Annotated in this window: 19 protein-coding genes and 3 pseudogenes; 10 read left to right on the top strand and 12 right to left on the bottom strand. The window is 63.3% G+C overall.

What is annotated here, in order from left to right; all coding sequences use genetic code 11:
* The 3 genes and pseudogenes from IVA82_RS12480 to IVA82_RS12490 form a co-directional block, all read right to left on the bottom strand.
* Positions 1-99: pseudogene (locus tag IVA82_RS12480) on the bottom strand (IS630 family transposase); the annotation flags it as partial.
* Between the two features lie 16 nt (positions 100-115).
* Positions 116-334, bottom strand: a pseudogene (locus tag IVA82_RS12485) (DUF5131 family protein); the annotation flags it as partial.
* Between the two features lie 391 nt (positions 335-725).
* Positions 726-1,040 (bottom strand): hypothetical protein, encoded by a 315-nt coding sequence (locus IVA82_RS12490; RefSeq protein WP_247390814.1) that lies wholly within the window; start codon positions 1,038-1,040, stop codon positions 726-728.
* A 180-nt stretch (positions 1,041-1,220) separates the two neighbouring features.
* Here IVA82_RS12490 and IVA82_RS48960 point away from each other — a divergent pair, with 180 nt between their 5' ends.
* Both IVA82_RS48960 and IVA82_RS48965 read left to right on the top strand, forming a co-directional pair.
* A complete protein-coding gene (locus tag IVA82_RS48960) occupies positions 1,221-1,601 on the top strand; it encodes a hypothetical protein (RefSeq protein WP_247390815.1) in 381 nt (126 codons plus the stop codon).
* A 33-nt stretch (positions 1,602-1,634) separates the two neighbouring features.
* Positions 1,635-1,730 (top strand): annotated as a pseudogene (locus tag IVA82_RS48965) (SOS response-associated peptidase); the annotation flags it as partial.
* Between the two features lie 841 nt (positions 1,731-2,571).
* Here IVA82_RS48965 and IVA82_RS12505 read toward each other — a convergent pair.
* A complete protein-coding gene (locus IVA82_RS12505; RefSeq protein ID WP_247390816.1) occupies positions 2,572-2,811 on the bottom strand; it encodes a hypothetical protein in 240 nt (79 codons plus the stop codon).
* 379 nt (positions 2,812-3,190) lie between these two features.
* On the bottom strand, positions 3,191-4,276 hold the full coding sequence (locus IVA82_RS12510; RefSeq protein WP_247390817.1) for a hypothetical protein: 1,086 nt from the start codon (positions 4,274-4,276) through the stop codon (positions 3,191-3,193).
* 234 nt (positions 4,277-4,510) lie between these two features.
* Here IVA82_RS12510 and IVA82_RS12515 point away from each other — a divergent pair, with 234 nt between their 5' ends.
* On the top strand, positions 4,511-5,542 hold the full coding sequence (locus tag IVA82_RS12515) for a patatin-like phospholipase family protein (protein WP_247390818.1): 1,032 nt from the start codon (positions 4,511-4,513) through the stop codon (positions 5,540-5,542).
* A gap of 3 nt (positions 5,543-5,545) precedes the next feature.
* Here IVA82_RS12515 and IVA82_RS12520 read toward each other — a convergent pair whose 3' ends face one another.
* Both IVA82_RS12520 and IVA82_RS12525 read right to left on the bottom strand, forming a co-directional pair.
* On the bottom strand, positions 5,546-5,974 hold the full coding sequence (locus IVA82_RS12520; RefSeq protein WP_247390819.1) for a CBS domain-containing protein: 429 nt from the start codon (positions 5,972-5,974) through the stop codon (positions 5,546-5,548).
* 181 nt (positions 5,975-6,155) lie between these two features.
* Positions 6,156-6,962, bottom strand: coding sequence for a rhomboid family intramembrane serine protease (locus IVA82_RS12525; protein WP_247390820.1), 807 nt, complete (start codon positions 6,960-6,962; stop codon positions 6,156-6,158).
* A 462-nt stretch (positions 6,963-7,424) separates the two neighbouring features.
* On the opposite strand from IVA82_RS12525, the gene IVA82_RS12530 reads away from it, so the two are divergent.
* Positions 7,425-7,979, top strand: a complete 555-nt coding sequence (locus IVA82_RS12530; protein WP_247390828.1) for a PAS domain-containing protein — start codon at positions 7,425-7,427, stop codon at positions 7,977-7,979.
* A gap of 88 nt (positions 7,980-8,067) precedes the next feature.
* Here the strand turns inward: IVA82_RS12530 and IVA82_RS12535 are convergent, their stop codons facing one another.
* Positions 8,068-8,874: a transglutaminase family protein gene (locus IVA82_RS12535; protein ID WP_247390829.1), complete on the bottom strand. Its 807-nt coding sequence runs from the start codon at positions 8,872-8,874 to the stop codon at positions 8,068-8,070.
* Positions 8,875-9,114: 240 nt separating this feature from the next.
* Here IVA82_RS12535 and IVA82_RS12540 point away from each other — a divergent pair, with 240 nt between their 5' ends.
* On the top strand, positions 9,115-10,248 hold the full coding sequence (locus IVA82_RS12540; protein WP_247390830.1) for a DJ-1/PfpI family protein: 1,134 nt from the start codon (positions 9,115-9,117) through the stop codon (positions 10,246-10,248).
* Positions 10,249-10,400: 152 nt separating this feature from the next.
* Here IVA82_RS12540 and IVA82_RS12545 read toward each other — a convergent pair whose 3' ends face one another.
* Positions 10,401-12,362: a DEAD/DEAH box helicase gene (locus IVA82_RS12545; protein ID WP_247390831.1), complete on the bottom strand. Its 1,962-nt coding sequence runs from the start codon at positions 12,360-12,362 to the stop codon at positions 10,401-10,403.
* Between the two features lie 420 nt (positions 12,363-12,782).
* Here IVA82_RS12545 and IVA82_RS12550 point away from each other — a divergent pair, with 420 nt between their 5' ends.
* Complete coding sequence (locus tag IVA82_RS12550; protein ID WP_247390832.1) at positions 12,783-13,136, top strand: cupin domain-containing protein; 354 nt, start codon at positions 12,783-12,785, stop codon at positions 13,134-13,136.
* 23 nt (positions 13,137-13,159) lie between these two features.
* Here IVA82_RS12550 and IVA82_RS12555 read toward each other — a convergent pair whose 3' ends face one another.
* The 3 genes from IVA82_RS12555 to IVA82_RS12565 form a co-directional block, all read right to left on the bottom strand.
* Entirely contained in the window at positions 13,160-13,672 is a 513-nt protein-coding gene (locus tag IVA82_RS12555) for a hypothetical protein (protein WP_247390833.1), read from the bottom strand.
* Between the two features lie 113 nt (positions 13,673-13,785).
* A complete protein-coding gene (locus IVA82_RS12560; protein WP_247390834.1) occupies positions 13,786-14,121 on the bottom strand; it encodes a VOC family protein in 336 nt (111 codons plus the stop codon).
* Between the two features lie 335 nt (positions 14,122-14,456).
* Positions 14,457-15,608, bottom strand: coding sequence for a zinc-binding dehydrogenase (locus IVA82_RS12565; RefSeq protein ID WP_247390835.1), 1,152 nt, complete (start codon positions 15,606-15,608; stop codon positions 14,457-14,459).
* A 264-nt stretch (positions 15,609-15,872) separates the two neighbouring features.
* Between IVA82_RS12565 and IVA82_RS12570 the strand changes: the two genes are divergently transcribed.
* The 4 genes from IVA82_RS12570 (at position 15,873) to IVA82_RS12585 (ending at position 19,356) form a co-directional block, all read left to right on the top strand.
* Positions 15,873-16,394 (top strand): AAA family ATPase, encoded by a 522-nt coding sequence (locus IVA82_RS12570; protein ID WP_247390836.1) that lies wholly within the window; start codon positions 15,873-15,875, stop codon positions 16,392-16,394.
* A gap of 153 nt (positions 16,395-16,547) precedes the next feature.
* The gene (locus IVA82_RS12575) at positions 16,548-17,717 is read left to right on the top strand and encodes an MFS transporter (RefSeq protein ID WP_247390838.1); all 1,170 of its coding nucleotides are present in this window, start codon (positions 16,548-16,550) and stop codon (positions 17,715-17,717) included.
* A 68-nt stretch (positions 17,718-17,785) separates the two neighbouring features.
* Entirely contained in the window at positions 17,786-18,397 is a 612-nt protein-coding gene (locus IVA82_RS12580; RefSeq protein WP_247390840.1) for a PilZ domain-containing protein, read from the top strand.
* A gap of 332 nt (positions 18,398-18,729) precedes the next feature.
* Positions 18,730-19,356 carry a transglutaminase-like cysteine peptidase gene (locus IVA82_RS12585; RefSeq protein WP_247390842.1) on the top strand — a complete coding sequence of 209 codons (627 nt, stop codon included), beginning with the start codon at positions 18,730-18,732 and terminating at the stop codon, positions 19,354-19,356.
* Positions 19,357-19,394: the final 38 nt, after the last annotated feature.

Genomic DNA, 19,394 nt, shown 5'->3' on the forward strand with positions numbered 1-19,394 from the left:
GAACGCTCGATGCGGCTCCAGAACCGGCTTACGGTGACCGCCCATCTTGCCCGGCGCCACCGAACCCGTCGCGCGATAGCGCTGCCGCCACTTCACGACTCAGAGCGTCCTGCAAATGACGGATGCGGCTCTTCTTGGTGCCGTCCTCGACGGACACGCCGAACCACATGTGGGACGGACCTCGGCTCCGACCGTAGCGTCGGCGCAGGAAATTGCGCATCAGCGAGGACCGCTTCGTGAGTATCTGGAACGTGTGCCAGTGCGCGCGCTCCATCGTATCAAACACGCTGCCAATGAACGCGTTCGGTATCTCTTTGTGAAACAGGTCGCTCATTGAGTTGACGGAAGATCATCCGGGAATTTCGCCACCCAGAGGCTGCTGGAGCCGTTCGGGCCTCAATGTCAGATCAAAACCGTTCTCGAACGGGTGTCCGGGCGTCCCTCGGAAACGAGGCCGCCGTTGAAGCACTCTTGCTTGTTGCTGAGAGTGGCGGCCCGACGATGTTTGCCCGGATCGGCGTCCATGAAAGCATTGAACCGGGGCCACGTTCGGGAGTTTAACCTATCTCTCAAGGACCCTCACTGGGGACGCCGCAAGCTGGCGCGAGATCGATGAAAACGGTCTGGATTTACGTCGATACCAGCAAACAGGTTCGCGATGTTGATCATCTCAAGGTGTTCGCAAGCCCGGGCCTTGCCGATGAGTGGTTAGAGGAGAACTCCAACTAGCGGGGAGCGAAATGGCTGAAAGAATCGATGTCGAGGTTACCGGCAAATCGCAGTTTGAAGTCGCCTACGAGATGGCGAGATTCATTCTCATCAATATGGAAGGTCGTCAGGTGAAAAGCATAAAGCGGCAAGAGTTGTTGCATTTGGTAGCTGACTGCATCGACGCCTTGCGCGGCATCAAGGTCAAGGAGATTGTCAGCTAAAAAGTGCGGCTGGCACTCCTGGCAGGGTCCAAGCCTGCTCTTGTCCGCACAAGCAAGCAAGTTGGCGACAAGGTTTGCGAGCGAGGTCGCCGCCGAAAAATCGTTCATGGTGAACGATCCTGAAGGTGTCGTGTTTGAATACGAGGTCATAGGCATTGTAGGTAACGAAACCGGGTCAGGACGTCAACGGCATCGCTAGGACCGAGGCCGACCACCACAGGAAATGCCCGGCGTGCGGGCAATGGTTCGACATGCGCGATCTGCGACAGATCGCAAAGAAGGATGTTGATGGCAGCAGCACGGGCGAAATTGAAGCCGGAAAATCCGTTGCTCGCGGAGATCAAGTGGCTGATCGACAGTAGTGACAAGATCGCCGACCAGCGCGACAACATCGGCATTCACATGCCCCTGATGAAGTACACGGAAGTGGATGGCACCTTCCACATCCTACCCCTCGCGCCGTTCGGCAATCCAAAGGCGATCAAAATGACCGGGCGCGATCTTGTCAAAGAGTATGCCCGTTACGAGCGCCAGATTAGAAGGATGCTCAGCTACGCAACGGCTCTCGGTTTTGTTCTTACGCCGAAGCACCGCCATCGTGGGTGTGCGGCGCTGCCAAAGCGGCCAAAGTTGACCACGTTTTCTCCGACACGAGACGCCAGTGTGTAAACCTGGTATTCGGTCACGACCAACCAAGAGGCAATCCGCGCGCTATTCCGCGTGATCAATCGCTATGTCGGCAACCTGCCGCCGATGCCGAGCGTGTTTCCAGACTATCCGGCTCCGGCGGTGCGAAACGCTGGGACCGAGTACCCACATGCTCTGCGGCAACAAGTGCTGTGGCACTCCGCACGACTGATCCACCACAGCGACGCGGCTGCGGAACCAACATAGGGTTTAACTCTTCGGTTTTTCCGCCGATGTGGCGCTCGAGTGACAGAAATTTCGGCGAACAATGGTAGGTTGCATGCTGGGGCGGGCACTGGACTGGATGAAAAATGAAGAAAACCTTGCTGGGTACGGTTGCCCTCACCAGCGAGACTTAAAAAGCAAATCGACCGGCTCCGCGAACTGGAGGAGCGCTCACCGTCAATCGTTCCCGACGCGGGGCATTGGAAAAGACCTCGCCGTTGAGCCGCAGATGGGTCGGCCGAACATGGACGAGCAATGCCATCGGTGAAAAGCCGTGCGTCAAAGAACTTCATGAATACGCGTAAGTATGCGGCGGTCCATGCAGGATCGATCTCTATCCGGGCGAATACTGTGGGTAGGCAGCGCCTAGGCGCGCGCCCTGCCTTCTCGCAACATCGCACCCTTTCCGGCCCGCGTGTCGTGACGATCGCGATACGCCCCTCTTCCTCGGGCCGGGTTGCGGCGACACGTACGCCCTTTCCGAATTTCGGTAAAGTGGAATATTTTGACTGCAGGACCTTGACCAGCATTGTGGGCGTTTTGCCCGACAGGCAATGCAAAGTCTTGTTGCCCTGCTGCGTCATTCTGGGGCGCGACGAAGTCGCAAAACCGGTATCCATTTCACCGCGCGTGATGCCGCCCGATGGATTCCGGGCTCAATGCTGCGCATCGCCCCGGAATGACGGCAGGTGTGCACTTGCCCATCCCGGCTACGGGACGTGGCACGCTAGTCCTCGCTCGAGGCCGCTGAGCGCTTGTGCAAAGGGGCCTGTGACAGCAGAAAGAACAGCGCGCGCTCACCCTGATACTTGGCGGATGGGCGCGTGCGTTCGAACCCGTCCGCAAATACCTTGCCGGACTGGTCACACACCTGCCATCGCCAGCCAAACCGCTTGCGTCTCGTTAGGACCACTTCGAACATGCCGACGGGCTGGGCCCCCTGCTCATTGCCGAATGGCGCAGGCATCGATGGTCTGCGCGCTCCGGCCCCCTTTGGACGGATGCCCGACATATAACGCAGCAGGAGAGAAAGAGAATAAGATTGATTATCGGATTTTCGCCGCAGCGCCGGTGTTTCCCCAGGCCTTACGGGATAGACACGGCTTGGTAGCGCTGACATGCGTATTCAGAGCAGAACACCGACGAGGACATCCGGTAAGCGAATGCTCACCGGACGTCCGATCGGCCGTCGAGTTGGATAATGCGAGATACGATACGAGCAGATTGATCAGCATCTGGCTGTTTTTTTGTTCGCTCGATGAGAAGCGCGGTACGATGGTGCGGAAATTTCGGCGGAGTTGGTGAGAACCGAACCCGCGGAGAGAGGCAAGAGTGCGTCACCGGCCCTAACGCGCGACGACTTCGACTTCGCCGTCGACGCCGTTGACGACATTGAAGCCGCGCTCGTAGACCTTGCCTTCGTTCTTGGCGATGGCGCGGTATTCGCCCTCGGAGAGCACCACGCGCGGGAAGGCGCCGATCGATTCCTTGATGACGTCCCCGCCAGGCGTCAGCACCGACCAGGCGGTATTGGCGAGCGCCTCGCCGCCCTTGTCGCTGACGAGCTTGAGCGTGATGACGGCGGCGCGGTGGGTGATGGTGACGTCGGTGAGCTTGCCGGCCTGCACGCGGATGTCGGAACGCACCACCGAGTTGGCGTCGCCATAGTTGGAGATGATGTAGTAAGTGCCCTCCGGCAGCAGCACGACGTCACCGGCGGCGACGTTCGGGACCAGCGAGGCACGCTCGCCGGACTCGAACTGGCTGCCCTTGTAGATCGCGAACGAGATCTGGTTCAGCGGAATGCGGCTGGTGCCGACGCGGCCCTCGATACGCAATCCGCCGGCCGGCAGCACGAACGACTCGCGGTCGGTCTCGGCCTTCAAGCTGACGGTGCGCACCGCGCTGACGAGGCCGAAGGCAACGTGCACGACGTAATTGCCGGGCGGCAGCACGATGTTGGGCGTGGCGTTGCGGTCTTCGCGGATCAGCTTGAAGGTGCCGTTCTCGTCGGGGCGATCGGCAAACACCCGCCAGACCAGGCCGCTGGTGATCGGGGGGGAATCCTTGCCGTATTTCGCATTCAACGACAGCACGGCCTGTCCTGGCACCGCCGCATTGAGCGGCGCGGTCGGCGGCACGGTGGTCACCGCGGGCGGAATGGCGGGCGAAGCCGGCTGCATCAGTGCCGGCGGCAGGCTCGGAGGCGCAGCGCCCGGCCCGGAGGGCGGCGCCAGGCTGACGGCGCCACCGGGGTCAGGCACCGAAGCCGGCGGCACCGGCGGCGGGCGATCGGAGAAAAGCTGCGCCTGTGCAGTGCCTTGACCGAAGGTAAACTGGCCAAGGGTAAGCAGGCACGCAGCAAAGATCAGCGCAGGCAGCAGCACTGCGCCGCGCCGCCATGCGATGATGCCGTCACCCCCGAGAGTCATGTCAGCTGCTTTTCACTGAAAACGCGGCAAATTCAAGCCTCAGCAGTCCCAGGAAATAAGGACATTTGGAACTTGATCGACGCCTGCGTGATTAGTATTCAGGCAACCGCCCATCGTCATACTCCTGCCCCGTGCCCTTTCCAAAGCGGCATAAACCATGCTTCGCCCTGGTTCTAGCGGAGTGCAAGTCCGGTTGCCTGATGATCGGGGCTGGCCCGGCGTAGGAGAGTTTCGGTGCTAGACATATTGAAGGGCCGACGCGCAAACGGGTCCAATGGCGAGAAAGTCGGCCTCGGCAGCATCCGCCGGCCGGTCATTGGCCTTGCGCTCGGCGGCGGCGCGGCGCGCGGCTTTGCCCATATCGGGATCGTGAGGACCCTGCTTGCCAACGGCATCGCGCCCGATGTGGTGGTCGGCACCTCGATCGGCGCCGTGGTCGGCGGCGCCTATGCGGCCGGCCAGCTCGATACGCTGGAAGACTGGGGTCGCAGCCTGCAAGGTGTGCGCAACATCCTCGGCTATCTCGACATCCGTCTCAACGGCTCCGGCCTGATCGGCGGCGAGAAGCTCGCGACCCGGCTCCAGGAGTCGATCGGCCAGACCCTGATCGAGGATCTCCCGGTGAAATTCGCCGCGGTGGCGACCGAGGTCCGCACCGGCCACGAGATCTGGCTGACGCGCGGCCGCGTGGTCGACGCCATGCGCGCCTCCTATGCCCTGCCCGGCATCTTTTCCCCTGTCCTGATCGGCGACCGCTGGCTGGTGGACGGCGCGCTGGTGAATCCGGTGCCGGTTTCGGCCGCACGCGCGCTCGGCGCCGAAATCGTCATCGCCGCAAACCTTTCCAGCGATATCTTCACCTATTCCACGACGGTCTATTCGCACGGCGCGGCGCCTGAGCCACCCGTTGCTGTGGCCGAAGAGACGACGGCCAAACGGCGCTTTCCGAGATTCTTCTCGGCGGAGAAGACCGTGAAGCGCGAATTCTTCGGCGGCGGCGGCAGCCGTCCCGGCCTCTCCTCGGTGATGGTGGATGCCTTTAACATCATGCAGGACCGCATCACCCGCGCGCGCCTCGCCGGCGATCCGCCGGACATGCTGATCACGCCGCGGGTCGGCCAGTTCGGCTGGTTCGACTTCCATCGCGCCGATGACCTCATCGCGCTGGGCACCCGCGCCGCCGAGCGCGCGCTGGACTCGATCCAGGAAGCGATCCACGTGCTGGCGCCGCCCCCCGAGGGTGCTGCGCCGAAAGCGACCGAGTGAGGATCAGGCCGTCTTGATGTAGTCGCGCAGCGCTTCCTGCTCGGCCTCGTATTCCTGGACGCGGCGCTTGACGATGTCGCCGATCGAGATGAGGCCGACCACGTTGCCATTGTCGGTCACCGGCAGATGGCGGAACTTGCCTGTCGTCATCATCTCCATGAGTTCGGCGACCGTGTCAGTCTCCTTGCAGGTCACGACTTTGCGGGTCATGACCTGGCTGACGGGCTCCTCCAGCGCGCCGGCGCCGCGCTCACCGATCACGCGCACGATGTCGCGTTCCGACAGGATGCCTTCCAGCCGGCTCTGGTTCATCACCAGCACCGCGCCGATCTTCTTCTCGCCGAGCAGTTGGATCGCGGCCGCCAGCTTGGTGCCGGGCTCGACGCTCACGATCTGGTGGCCCTTGGTGTCGAGAATCGAACGTACCGTCATTGTCGCCTCCCTGAATCGGACCCGTCCGCTGTTCGCGGTCCGGACTTGTTCTTCGAGTAACAGTTATGGCACCGGCTGCGCGCCTCAGGCGCTTGTCGAAGCATCGCCGCTAGCGGCTTGTCGCCTCAAACATTCTTCACAGGAATGATGGATGAAATCGGGCCGCGCCGCAAGCACCGCTTCAGATACGGGTTGAAATGTCCCGTGATGACGCATCCGCAGCATCGCCTCGCACGCGCGGCACGGGATCGAACAGCGCGAACAGCATCAGCCCGGCGAAGAAGCCGCCGATATGCGCCTGCCAGGCCACGCTCGCCCCTTCGGTCTCGATGCCGAGGGCGCTGATGCCGAAGATGATGTTGACGCCGAACCACACCGCGAGGAACGCGACCACCCGGCCCTCGCGCAGCGCACGCGACAGAGGCAGCGCCGGAACCTTCGCGGCGGTATCGGCATCCGCACGACTGAATGACAGGAAGCTGCCGCGCACGAAGGCGAAGCGGATCGCCGCCGCCATCGCGCCCGACACCGAGGCCGAGGCGCCGATCATCGGCGCCACAGCGTGCTCATGGGTGAGCAGATGGGCGATCGCGCCGGCCGCGGCAGTCACCGCGAGAAAGAGGAAGAACCTGACAGTGCCGAAGCGCCGTGCCAGCGCGCTGCCGAACGGCAACAGCCACAGCACGTTGAAACCGAGATGGGTGAGATTGGCGTGCAGCAGCGAATAGGTGAAGAAGGTCCAGACCTTGGCGCCGGTCCCGCCGGGGATATCAAGATTGAGCAGCGAGGAATCGTAGCGCTTCGGGATGAAGCCGAAGACGTCGATGGTCCAGTTCTCGATGTCCGGCGGCAACAGCACCCGCAGATGGATCGCCGCCAGGAGGATAACATAGGCGGTCAGCGCCGCCGGCAGCGTCAGGATCGGCTCGCGCGGAGCTTCCTCGATGACGGCCGGTCCATCCGGCGGGGAATTTGGCGGGGAATCCAACGGGCTTCGCTTTCAGGCGCGATCGGTGCGGCAAGCTTGGAGATAGTCGCCTTTACCCACCCGGTGCAAGTGCACAAAGGAAAAGACAAAAGGAAAAGGGAGGGCCTGGGAAAGCCCTCCCTGTCCGTGTCGGCCTTTCCGGCAGCAGAGGAATAAGGGGTATCCCCACCCCTCCCCGCGGCCGGTGACCAAACTGTTTGACGCCCGTGTACAGGCCTTGCCGAGAACCTGGATGAAAGCGGCAAGGCTTGCGATCGCGGTCACCATAACAGGGGCAGGCAGGGCGCAAAGTAGATAGTTAATTTAACGTTAACGACGCAAAGGCTCGGCCTGGAGCTGCGAAAACCCCTCCGCGGCATGGACGCTGCAAATCCCCTCCTGCACAACAACAGAAGGGATCGCGGTGCGCTGAAGCGGGACAGGTTTGTCCCGCAAGGTTGCACCCGAGGTAAGCGGTCAGTCATGAAACATCCGTCGAGCCGCGAGTTCTTCGCATATTGGAACGACAAGCGCGGCACCGCGCGGGCGCCTGACAGGGCCGACATAGATCCGGCTGCGGTCCGCGGCCTGCTCGGCGACATCTTCGTGCTGTCCTGCGAACCCAAGCTTGGCTTTCCGTTCCGCGTCGCCGGCACGCGCGTCTGCGCGCTCGCCGGGCTCGACCTCAAGGACCAGAGCTTTGCGGCGCTGTTCACCGAGGCCAGCCGCCGGGAGATCGAGGAGATCACCACCATCGTCGCCGACGAGACGCTCGGCGTCATCGCCGGCGTTACCGCCGCGCGCGCGGACGGCAGCAAGGCGCATCTCGAGCTGTTGCTGCTCCCCTTCAACGCTCGTCCGCATACGCCGGTCAGCGTCACCGGCGTGCTCGCGCCCTTTGACGACGAATGCGGCGCGCTTGGTAGCTTCACCCTCATCTCCTGGCGCTATCTGCATCAGCCGGAGAAACTGTTGCCGCGCACCATCCGCAAATTGCAGATCGCCCGCGGGCTGATGGTCTATGAGGGTCTGAGGTAGCGAATGCTGTCGTTCCGTCGCCGGGCACCTGATCCGGGCGGCTGTCAGCTCACAAATTCGTCGTCGCCAAGCGGGAGATGACCGGGCATCACGCGATCTCGTCGGTCCAGACCTTGAAGCTGACCAGCTCGTTCGGGCCAAACGTCTGTGTGATCGGAACGTCGCAGGCATCGCGTCCCTGCGCGATCAGGATGCGGCCCTGCCGCGGCACGTTGTTGCGCGGATCGAAGGTGTGCCAGCGGCCGCCGAGGTAGGCTTCGAACCAGCCGGCGAAATCGCCTACCGCCCAGGGCTGCGGCGTGCCGACGTCGCTGAGATAGCCGGTGCAATAGCGCGCCGGAATGTTCATGCAGCGGCAGAACGCAATGGCAAGGTGCGCATAGTCGCGGCAGACGCCCTTGCCTTCCTGGTACGCCTCCCACGCCGTCTTGGTGGCGCGCGCGTGCTCGTAGCCGAAGACGATGTGGCGGTGGACGAAATCGCAGATCGCCTGCACCCGCGCCCAGCCAGGCGGCGACTTATCGAACAATTGCCACGCGATCTCCGAAAGCCGGTCGGTCTCGCAATAGCGGCTGCCGAGCAGATAGCCCAGCGTATCGGACGGCAGCTCTTCGATCCTGTGTTGAACGGCCGAGGCAAAGACCGGGTCGGGCAGCCCGCTGTCGCGAACCACGCCGTCGGCGGCAAGGCGGATGCGACCAGCCGGCGCAATGATGCGGCTGCACCAATTGCCGAACAAGTCGCGATAGGGTGTGATCTCGACCGCAGGCGTAGTGGTCAGAAAATCCGGCACGATGACATCAGAGGCACGCGTGAAATGCGTGCCCAGCACCATGATGATCGGCGTTGGCTGCGGGAAATCGTAGAGCATTTCGAATCCGACACGGAACTTCATCGAAAATGCCCTTTCGGCAATGACTCGGCTCGAAGTGGCTACGAAACCGTCGATTACAAGGCGCGCAGGCGGACTTACTCGTACGACATGCCCCGAGCCGTGTTCGAGCCCTTGCCCGGCGGGCCGCGCGATGGCGGTTTTTGCCGGATTTGCGTCATTCCCGACGTCGCCGCGAACGCGTAGTTTCCGCACTCGTGAGATAACGGATATCGACCGACTGCACATGACGTCGACTTTCACATGACCTGGCGAATCCTGACATTGAGCGGCCTTGGCTGCGTCGCATTGTTTCTCGCGGCCGGAGGCATTTGGCTGTACCTGCTGCCCCCGGCGCCGGCGCGCGGATCCGCGCCCGCCATTGCCAGGCACGAGTCCGAAGCGATGCTCGCCGCACTGAAGCCGCCGAAACGGCAGCGTCCGCTGATCGCCATTGTCGGCATCAACAATATGAGTGAGACTGCCGACTACCTGATGCCGTACGGCATCCTCGCACGCGCCGATATCGCCGACGTCGTGACTTTGGCAACACAGCCGGGTCCCGTCACGCTCTTTCCCGCGCTGAAAGTAGAGCCGCACGCGACGACCGCCGCATTCGACGCCGAGCATCCTGACGGCGCCGACTACGTTGTCGTGCCCGCGATGAGCCGCGACGACGATCCCGTCGCCTTGCAGTGGATCAGGACCCAGGCCGCGAGAGGCGCCATCATTGTCGGCGTCTGCGTCGGCGCCATGGTTGTCGCCAACACGGGGCTGCTCGACGGCAGGCAGGCCACGACCCATTGGTATTCCGTGCGCGATCTCCGCAAGCATTCGGATATCCGCTACGTGGAAGACCGCAGGCTGGTGGTCGACCGCGGCGTAGCAACGACGACCGGTATCACCGCATCGATGCCGATGGCGCTCACCTTGATCGAGGCCATTGCCGGCCGCAACAAGGCCGCCGCGGTCGCCCGCGACGCCGGACTTGTGGAGTGGGACGCGCGCCATCGCAGCGACGCGTTCCAGTTCACGCGCCCGTTCGCGCTGACGGCGATCGGCAACACACTCGCATTCTGGAGGCGCGACGAAGTCGGAATCGAGCTCACATCAGGGATCGATGAGGTGTCGCTTGCGCTGGTGGCCGATGCGTGGTCACGGACCTACCGGTCCCGCGCCCTCACCTTTGCCGCGACGGCGGACGCCCGGCCAAGCCGCAACGGCTTGCGCATTCTGCCGGACAAGGTTGCAGTCGACCTGCCGGCACGCGAGAAGCCACCGCCGGCAGTCGAATTGCCACCAGCGAAAGCCCTGGACGCGACGCTGCAAGCGATTGAGGCGCGCTACGGCCAACGCACGGCGGACTTTGTCGCGATGCAGCTCGAATATCCGAGATAGCCGGACAGAAGCACCGGCGGGGCATCGCAGGCAAGCGTGGGGCCCGGCCCAGCAATCAGGGCCGATGCAACATGGCGCGGGCGCGACCTACATGCTCCGCGGTCTCACGGAGCAGCACGCCGCCCGCAAATGACCTCCCCTGCGGCGGTCAATCAGCCGCGATGCTTCTTCTTTGCCTTCTTGCCGGCTGCGCCCTTCACCGGCCACTCGGTCGCCTGGCCGGGTTTGTCGCGGTGTTTCTTTTTCTTTCCGAACGCCGGCCCGTCGCCAAATTTCGAGCCGCCTTCGCCATGAGCCTTGCCGTGTTGCTTCGGTCCTGCCGCGGCGCGCGAATAATCACTTCGACGGGCACTCTCACCGCCCTCGCCGGGCTCGCGCCGCGGCGCGTGCGGCCGCTTCTCCGACGGCGCCTGGCCCTTCGGCGCATCTGCCATCGGCTCGAGGCGGATATTGTCTTCCTTGTCCGGACGCTTGATCTTGACTGCGAAGGAGTCCGCGACCCGCGCGGAAATTTCGAACTCAGTGGTGGTGTCCATGATCTTGATGGCGCCGATGTCGCCCTTGTCGATGCCGCCGCGACGGCAAATCATCGGCAACAGCCAGCGCGCTTCCGCATTCTTTTTGCGTCCGATGTTGGCCCGGAACCAGACGCTGGCCTCCCCCATGCCGTGACGCGGCGATGATTTCCCCGGCTTGGATCGCGGCCCGACAGGCCGTTCATCGCCGCGCGAACTGCGCGCATCGTCGCGCGGCGCACGGACGTCGCTGCGGCCACGATCGTCACGCGGCCGACCGCGCGCCTCGCCGGGATCGAGAATGTCCTCAGGCGATGGAAGCCGCGCGCGATAAAGCCGCGCCAGCGCTGCTGCGATATCCTCAGGTGAGCGCTCGGCCAGCAATGCCTGCGCCATGACCAGATCGTCGGCGGTGGTTTCCTCACCTAACAGCGCATCCTTCAGCATTCGCTCGTGATCGAGCTTGCGGATTTCATCCGCCTGCGGCGCCGTGCCCCAGACCGCGTCGATGCCGGACAGATTCAGCAGCACCTCGGCACGCCGCCGCCGTATCGGCGGCACCAGCAGGACGCTGACGCCCTTTCGTCCCGCACGTCCGGTGCGGCCCGAGCGATGCTGCATGACTTCCGCGTCGTTTGGCAGGTCGGCGTGAATGACGAGGTCGAGGCTCGGCAGGTCGATGCCGCGCGCGGCCACGTCGGTCGCCACGCAGACGCGGGAACGTCCATCCCGCAACGCCTGGAGCGCCTGGGTGCGCTCGTTCTGCGTCAATTCGCCTGACAGTGCGACCACGGAGAAACCGCGCTCCAGCAACGCCGCCTGTAAATGCCTGACGGCGTCGCGCGTGTTGCAGAACACCAGCGCGCTCGGCGCCTCGAAAAAGCGCAACACGTTGACGACCGCATGCTCGACATCGCCAGGGGCGACCCGGATGGCGCGGTATTCGATATCGGCGTGACCGCCTTCGTCGCCCGCGACCTCGATCCGGAACGCCTGCTGCTGATACTGCTTGGCCAGCGCAACGATGCCGCGCGGAAACGTCGCCGAGAACAGCAAGGTGCGGCGCGTCTCCGGCGTGGTCTCGAGGATGAATTCCATGTCCTCGCGAAAACCGAGGTTGAGCATCTCGTCGGCCTCGTCGAGGACGACAACCTTCAATTCCGAGATGTCGAGACGGCCGCGGCGCAAATGGTCGCATAACCGGCCGGGCGTGCCGACCACGATGTGGGCACCAGCGGCCAGCTCGCGCTGCTCACGGCGCGGATCCATGCCGCCGACGCAGGAGACCACACGTCCCTCCGCATGCTGGTAAAGCCATGCAAGTTCGCGATGGACCTGCAAGGCAAGCTCGCGGGTCGGCGCGACGATCAGGGCCCGCGGTGCGGCGGCGCGCTCAAACCGCTCGGCGCTGCCGAGCAGATCCTTTGCAATGGCCAGCCCGTAGGCGACCGTCTTGCCCGAGCCGGTCTGGGCCGAAACCAGGAGGTCGCGGTCGACGGCGTCGGCGGCGAGCACGGCCAGCTGAACAGGGGTCGGTGAATCGTAGTTGCGCTCGGCCAAAGCACGGGCGAGCGGCGGACTAATGGTCGGGAATGGCACGGGTTGAAAAACCTTGGTTGGTCCAGGCGCGGAACGTCGAGCCGCGCGACCTGAAGCTGCGTACGCGGCAAATGGTCCGGCCGCACGCGTGGTGATTTGATTTGGACGCTCTTTACGCCAAGCGCAGGCAAATCGCCATGCCTATGACGCATGCCTTTGGCGATACCGAGAACAAGCTCGCACATCAGCCTGACCTACTACATCCAGCTTTTTGGGGCTGATTTGCTGCATATAGAGCGCATTTGCGCCAGAGCAGAAGATTTTCGCCGCCACCTCGCTTAACCCTACGCGCATCGAGGGCGTGTCTCACCTCCTTGTTGCTCCGGGAAGTGGTCATTTGCAGCGCAAATGGCTCCTTGTCGCCTCGCCAGCGCGATCCCAAATCGCCGGTCACGAGATCCAACACGACGGGGGTAACAAATGGGCGACAAGATATCGCTGGCCGACAAGCTCGCGACGTTCCAGGACCACTGGTCTCCGCGCACGATCATGACCTTCAACGATTGCGACGTGATGGTGGTGAAGGTGAAGGGAGAGTTCACCTGGCACAGTCACGAGGACACCGACGACTTTTTTCTCGTCCTGAAAGGCGTTCTCGATATCGAATTGCGCGACCGCACGGTGACGCTCGGCCCGGGTGAACTCTACGTCGTGCCGAAGGGCGTCGAGCATCGCCCTGTGGCACGGGAGGAGGTTCACCTGCTGCTGATCGAGCCGACCGGCACGCCGAACACCGGCGACAAGCCGACGGCTGCACCGCGCAAGCTTGCTTGAGGACAGATTGCTCCCTCGGGGCGCTAATCGCGAAAGGCCGCCAATTTGCTGAAGCCGCCGGCGAGCCTTGCCCTTGCCTGCGTGACAAGATCGCGTGCCGCGCGGCTCAAAGCCTGGATGACACGCCAGGCCTCGGTCGCTTGCAGCCATGCCTTGGCCTCAGTGAACTTCGTATAGGCCCAAGCGAAAGCCGGAATCCTCATCAGCTTATCGCGCGTGAGATTGAACAGGCGTTCGACCAGCACGAGCTTGATGAGCTCGCCGACGATGAAGGTCACGGCGCCGCTCACAACCTGGCCCGTTGCGGCGAGATAGGCCGCCACCGGCTTGATCGGTTCCAGGATGATCACGGGGATGGAAAATAGTGCGAGCGAGGGATAAGGCGGCAGCGACCTGATCCAGGCCCGCAATCTCTTGAGCTCCAGATGCCGCGCAACCCAGCGCGATATCGGCGCGGCCACGGCCATAAAGAGCGCATCTATCAGAAAGTAGATGCCGGCCAGGATATACGTGACGGGTTTCAGGATTCGCTTCACAGCTGCTCTCCCGCCAAGTGAAAGCCGGAACTTGGACCGAAGTTTCACCTAAACGCGGATAAGTCGCGAATTTTTGCTGGAACTTTTTGAGCATCGGTCCGCCTCTGCGTGTTTCAGATCTCCGCATACACTTCCAAAAGATTGCCGTCGGGATCGCGGAAGAACAGCGTGCGGTGGCCAAAGGACTGGTTCGTCGGCGGCGACAGCAGCGCCACGCCCTGGCGCACCAGCTCGTCGGCGCATTGGTCGACCTCGGCCGCGGACACCTTGAAGGCCAATTGAAGCGCGGCGCTGCCGGTTGGAAACGGCGCATCAGTTGCAGTGCGGCCCGGGGTTGCCAGTGCCAGCGTGTTGCTGCCAACGCTGTACTCGATCCAGTTCGGCGAGAGCTCGCGCAGCAGCGGAAAGGCGAGCACGTCCTCGGTCGGCTTCGACGTCACGCTGGCCATGGGCGCACAGGATTGGAGCCCGGCCGTCCTGGACGATGGCGAGCGCTGCGCCCGGGACCTTCCAAACGGCCATTGCTTCCGCTGCGAGCCGATCGATATCGGGAATGAGAGACGCGAGCGAGGACTCTGGGGTATCGGCAGATGATCTGTTCATGGCACTCAGTCATGCTTCGGACGTGTGCAGGCTAACCGCATCAACGTCAAATGGAAACAAGTGGCAAACGTTTTTTCGCGGAGAATTGAAGCCTGAGACGCGAGAACCGGGAATTCTATCGCAACAAACCGCCACAGCAGCGCGGCAGCGCGGCCAGATCATGGGGGATGAAAGGCACGGGTTATTCCACCAGCTCCGGCCACGGCACGATGGTCGACTTCACCGTCTTCATCGCCATCGCATCACTCACCGCCTGCGCGACGCCCGCTTCCGTGAACGGATAGATCGTCTGCATCTTCGTCCAAGGGAATTTGTCGCGGGTGCGGTAGAGCATGTCGACGCCGAGCGGCAGATCGTTGCCGGTAAAGCCCCAGGAGCCGAGCACGTTGAGGTCCTTGGTGCAGATGCGATGCCAGGAGGTCTCGATCGAGCCGGCATCAGTGAATTGGCCCATCTCGACATAGGTGCCGCCGTCGCGCAGCATCTCGATGCCTTCGGGGCCGGCGGTCGGATGGCCCGAGCAATCCATCACCAGATCGGCGCCGAAGCCACCAACGATCTCGCGCACGCGCGCGATGCGCGCCTCGGGCGACTTCAGCTCGTCAATATTCACCGTGGCTTCCGCACCGAATTCGCGCGCGAGCTTGAGCCGCGGCTCCTCAGGCGCGCCGACACAAATCACGCGCCCTGCTCCCATCTCCTGCGCGGCGGCGACCGCCAGAATGCCGATCGGGCCCGAGCCCTGGATCACCACCGTGTCGCCCCACGAAAAACCACCGGCGCGGCTGGCGCGGTTGAAGGCGCGGATGCAGGAGGTCAGCGGCTCCGACAGCGCGCCCAGCCGCAGCGACATGTCGTCGGGCAGCTTGTAGATCTTGGTGCCCGGCAGCATCTCGAGATCGACATAGACATATTCGGCCCAGCCGCCCCACAGATGCGGCGCCTTGTCGAAGCCGAGATAGCGGCCGTAATAGACCGGCGTCAGGCATTTGTTGGCGGTCTGCGGATAGTGGATGCAGTAGTAGCAGCGGCCGCAAGGCATCAGCGGCGGGATCATCACCTTCGAGCCGACCTTCAGCGGCTTGCTCATGAAATCTTCGGCGAACTCGTCGCCGCATTCGACGATGATGCCGCCGAGCTCGTGTCCAAGCGTGAATGGCCAGGGCAAGGGCTTTGGCCAATGTCCCTTGAGGATGTGCAGGTCGGTGCCGCAGACGCCGCAGGCGCCGATCTTGATCAGGGCGCCCTTCCGGCCGACCTTCGGCCACGGCACGGTGCGAATGACGGGCTCGCTGCCCGGCCCCGCGTGGGTGCAGACGCGGATGTGCTCCATGGTGTGTCCTCGGTGCCTGCTTGTTATGATTGATTGGTGCGGGCGCAAGGGAAGCGTATGTGAGATGCGGGGTGCTGCCAAGCCGCGGTCTTGTAGCCCGCATGAAGCAACGCGGAATGCGGGACAGGCGGTCCCGGATTACGCTGCGCTCCATCCGGGCTACGGGACTTCTCCGGGCCGGGGCATCTGCGTCGGATCCACGTCCGCATGGCCGAGATCGAAAACGAGCGTTGCAAACCTCGGAATGATAACCGATCGTGAGACATGACAAGCCTTCGGCCACCGGCATTGATCGTATTTGGCGGCCTTCCCGGCACCGGCAAAACGACGGTCTGCCGCGAATTAGCGATGCGGCTTGCGGCGACGTATCTTCGGATCGACACCATTGAACAGAGCTTGCGGAATGCAGGCCTCGCCGTCGGCATACAAGGGTATGCCATAGCCAACGTCCTTGCCGCCGAAAATCTCAAGCTCCGCCACACCGTTGTTGTCGACTGCGTCAATCCAGTGCAGGCAAGCCGCATTGGCTGGCGACAGACCGCCTTGCAAAACTCGGCACATATCGTCGAGATTGAATTGGTCTGCAGCGACTTGACTATCCACCGGCGGCGAGCGGAAGGCCGCTCCCCCGACATCAGCGGTCATGAACTGCCAGGCTGGGACGAAATAGTGAATCGCCACTATGAACCGTGGGATCGAGGGCATCTTGTACTCGACACTGCAAGCAGCACGCTCGATCATCTTGTCGAACAGGCGGAGGCCTATGTTCACGGCAAGATCGGCTAGGTCGCTCCTGCCTAAGTAGGGATCCGGAGATCGCTTCGCTCATCTGCATCGGCGCGCGGCGAGGAAGGCGTGACGGCGCAGGCTTGCGACTGAGCCGGTTGACTCCGGCGTCTCGCCACCGCACGCTCGCCGCGGCGGCTGGGGGATAAGGCGTTGCGCAATCGCTGGGGCATTCTTGCGATCCTGTTCGTCGTTCGCCTCACCATCGCGTTCCAGTTCCAGAGCGTGGCCGCGGTCGCGCCGCTGCTGCAACAGACCTTTGGCGTCGGCCTTGCCGATATCGGCATCCTGATCGGGCTCTATTTTACGCCGGGCATTGTGCTGGCGCTGCCAGGCGGCGCAATCGGACGGACCCTCGGCGACAAGCCCACGACCATCGTGGCGCTGCTGCTGATGACGGCCGGCAGCCTGGTCATGGCCACGACGGATTTGTGGGGCTGGCAGATGGCGGGCCGGCTCGCCTCCGGCGCCGGCGGCGTGCTGCTGACGGTGCAGCTGACCAAGATGGGCACCGACTGGTTTGCCGGCAAGGAAATCGCAACCGCGATGGCGATCTTCGTCAACTCCTGGCCGGCAGGCGTCGCGATCTCGCTGCTGGTGCTACCCGCAATTGGCACCGCCTATGGCGCGGGCGCCGTGTTCCTCGCGGCCGGCGCACTCACCGCGATCGGCATTGTGCTGATCGCGTTCTACCAGCCGCCGCCGGCAACGATGGCCAGCGCCGCCGGTTCGGCGCGTCTCGATCCCCTGGCCCTGCTGGCGGTGATCGTCGCGGGCGCGATCTGGGGTCTCTATAACGTCGGCTTCGCCATGATCTTCTCGTTCGGCCCCACGCTGCTGGCCGAGCGCGGCTGGAGCATTGCCGCGGCCGGCTCGGCGATCAGCCTCGTGATGTGGCTGTCGGTGGTGTCGGTGCCGGCCGGCGGGTTTCTGGCCGACCGCACCCGGCGGCGGCCGCTTACGCTGGCGATTGCGACGAGCCTTATGGTCGCCGTGCTGCTGGCCTGGCTGCCGCGAACGGACGCCGTGATCGCGATCCTCGTCCTGATCGGCCTCATCGGCGGCCTTCCGGCCGGCCCGATCATGAGCCTTGCGGCCCGCGTGCTGGCGCCGGAGACGAGGGCGATCGGCATGGGCGTGTTCTATACGCTCTTCTATGCCGCGATGATGGTCGGTCCTGCCGTGGCGGGGCGGCTCGCCAAATCCGCCGGGAGTGCCGCGGTCGCGCTCGACCTCGGCGCGCTGACCGTGCTCGCCTGCCCGCCGCTGATGTGGCTTTTCGAGCGCATTGTGTCTGTCCGTAACCATCGCGCGAAATCATAACGCAGCATTAACCCTATGCACCTTAGGGTCGTCCCGGACTCCGCCCGGGCGGGGGTCGGGTAGTGAAAATGGCGTTGGCGAACAAAAAATTTCTTCCGGCCGCCGAGGAACGTCGGCGTTTCCAGCGGGTGAAAGTTCACCTGCTCGGCCGCTACATGTTGCCGGACCGCCGTGAATTCCCCTGCCAGGTGATCAACATGTCGCCGGGCGGGGTGGCGCTGCTGGCGCCGGGCATCGGCAATGTCGGCGACCGCGTGGTGGCCTATCTCGATCATATCGGCCGGGTCGAGGGCAAGATCACCCGGATCATCGACAACGGTTTCGCCATGACCGTCGGGGCGACGCCCCGCAAGCGCGACAAGCTCGCCGCACAGCTGACCTGGCTCGCCAACCGCGACATCCTCAACCTGCCCGAGGACCGCCGCCACGACCGTATCGTGCCGCGCAACCCGATCGCGGTGCTGACGCTCGAAGACGGCACCAAGATGACCTGCCGCATCATCGATCTTTCGCTGTCCGGCGCGGCGATTGCAGCTGAGAACCGTCCGCCGCTGAAATCGACGGTTTTTCTCGGCCGGGTGCAGGGCCGCGTCGTCCGAAATCTCGAAGACGGCTTTGCGCTCGAGTTCACGCACTCGCAGCCGATCGAGACTCTCGAAGAGAGCGTTACCGCGCGGTAAAGCGCAAGCGCCCGAAACGCGCTGTTTTTTCAGCCCTAAGGCGGCCTCCGCGACGCGGACGCCGCCTTTTTCATGGGTTCGCGAGGCGCCTTAAGCGGGTTAACGCGCGGCCCGCCAGCACATGGAAACAGCGGTTCCGCAGACGTTTCCGTCGTTAATCCCTACAATTTGAATCAATTGCAGTCATATCGAATTTTACTCAAATTATATTCAAGTATAGATCGAATTCGCCGCTCGTTTTACTTGCATTCGTCTCGACTTGACTTGGCTGACTTAGCGGCAACTCAAAAGCTCCGTGCGAAACGTGGTCCCAACAAGAAACGGGGGCCACGATGTTCGATTTCAGGGGACGAGAAAAAGGGCTGGCGCTTGCCGCCATGCTCTTCGGGATCGGCGCGACAGCGCAGGCCGGCGAGAGCCGACTGCTCTACGCGAGCCTCGGCGACACCACGCGTGCGCCGATCGGCTGGGTCGAGTTTTGTTCGGACAATGCCGCTCAGTGTCAGGGAAGGTCGACCCAGCCGCGCGACATCGTGATGTCGCAGGCTGCATGGCGCGACCTCGTCAAGGTCAATCGCTGGGTCAACGAGACCGTGAAGCCTTTGACCGACCAGGAGCACTGGGGCGTGATCGAGAAGTGGTCGCTGCCGTCAGATGGCTACGGCGACTGTGAAGACTACGTGCTGCTGAAGCGCAAGATGCTGATCGATGCCGGATGGCCGCGCGAGGCCCTGCTCATCACCGTCGTGCGCGACAAGAAGGGCGAAGGGCATGCGGTGCTGACCGTGAAGACCGACAAGGGCGAGTTCGTTCTCGACAATCAGAACGAGAGCGTCGTTGCCTGGACGGAGACCGGCTACCGCTTCGTCAAGCGCCAGTCACAGAGCGATCCCAACGTCTGGGTCTCGCTCGGCGATACCAAGCCGGCGGTCTCCACCGCCAGCGCGAGAGATCAGTAGTTAACAAGGATAAAGATACGCGACCCGGTCACATCCCC

The sequence above is a fragment of the Bradyrhizobium sp. 142 genome (genome assembly GCF_023074015.1).
Lineage (GTDB): Bacteria > Pseudomonadota > Alphaproteobacteria > Rhizobiales > Xanthobacteraceae > Bradyrhizobium.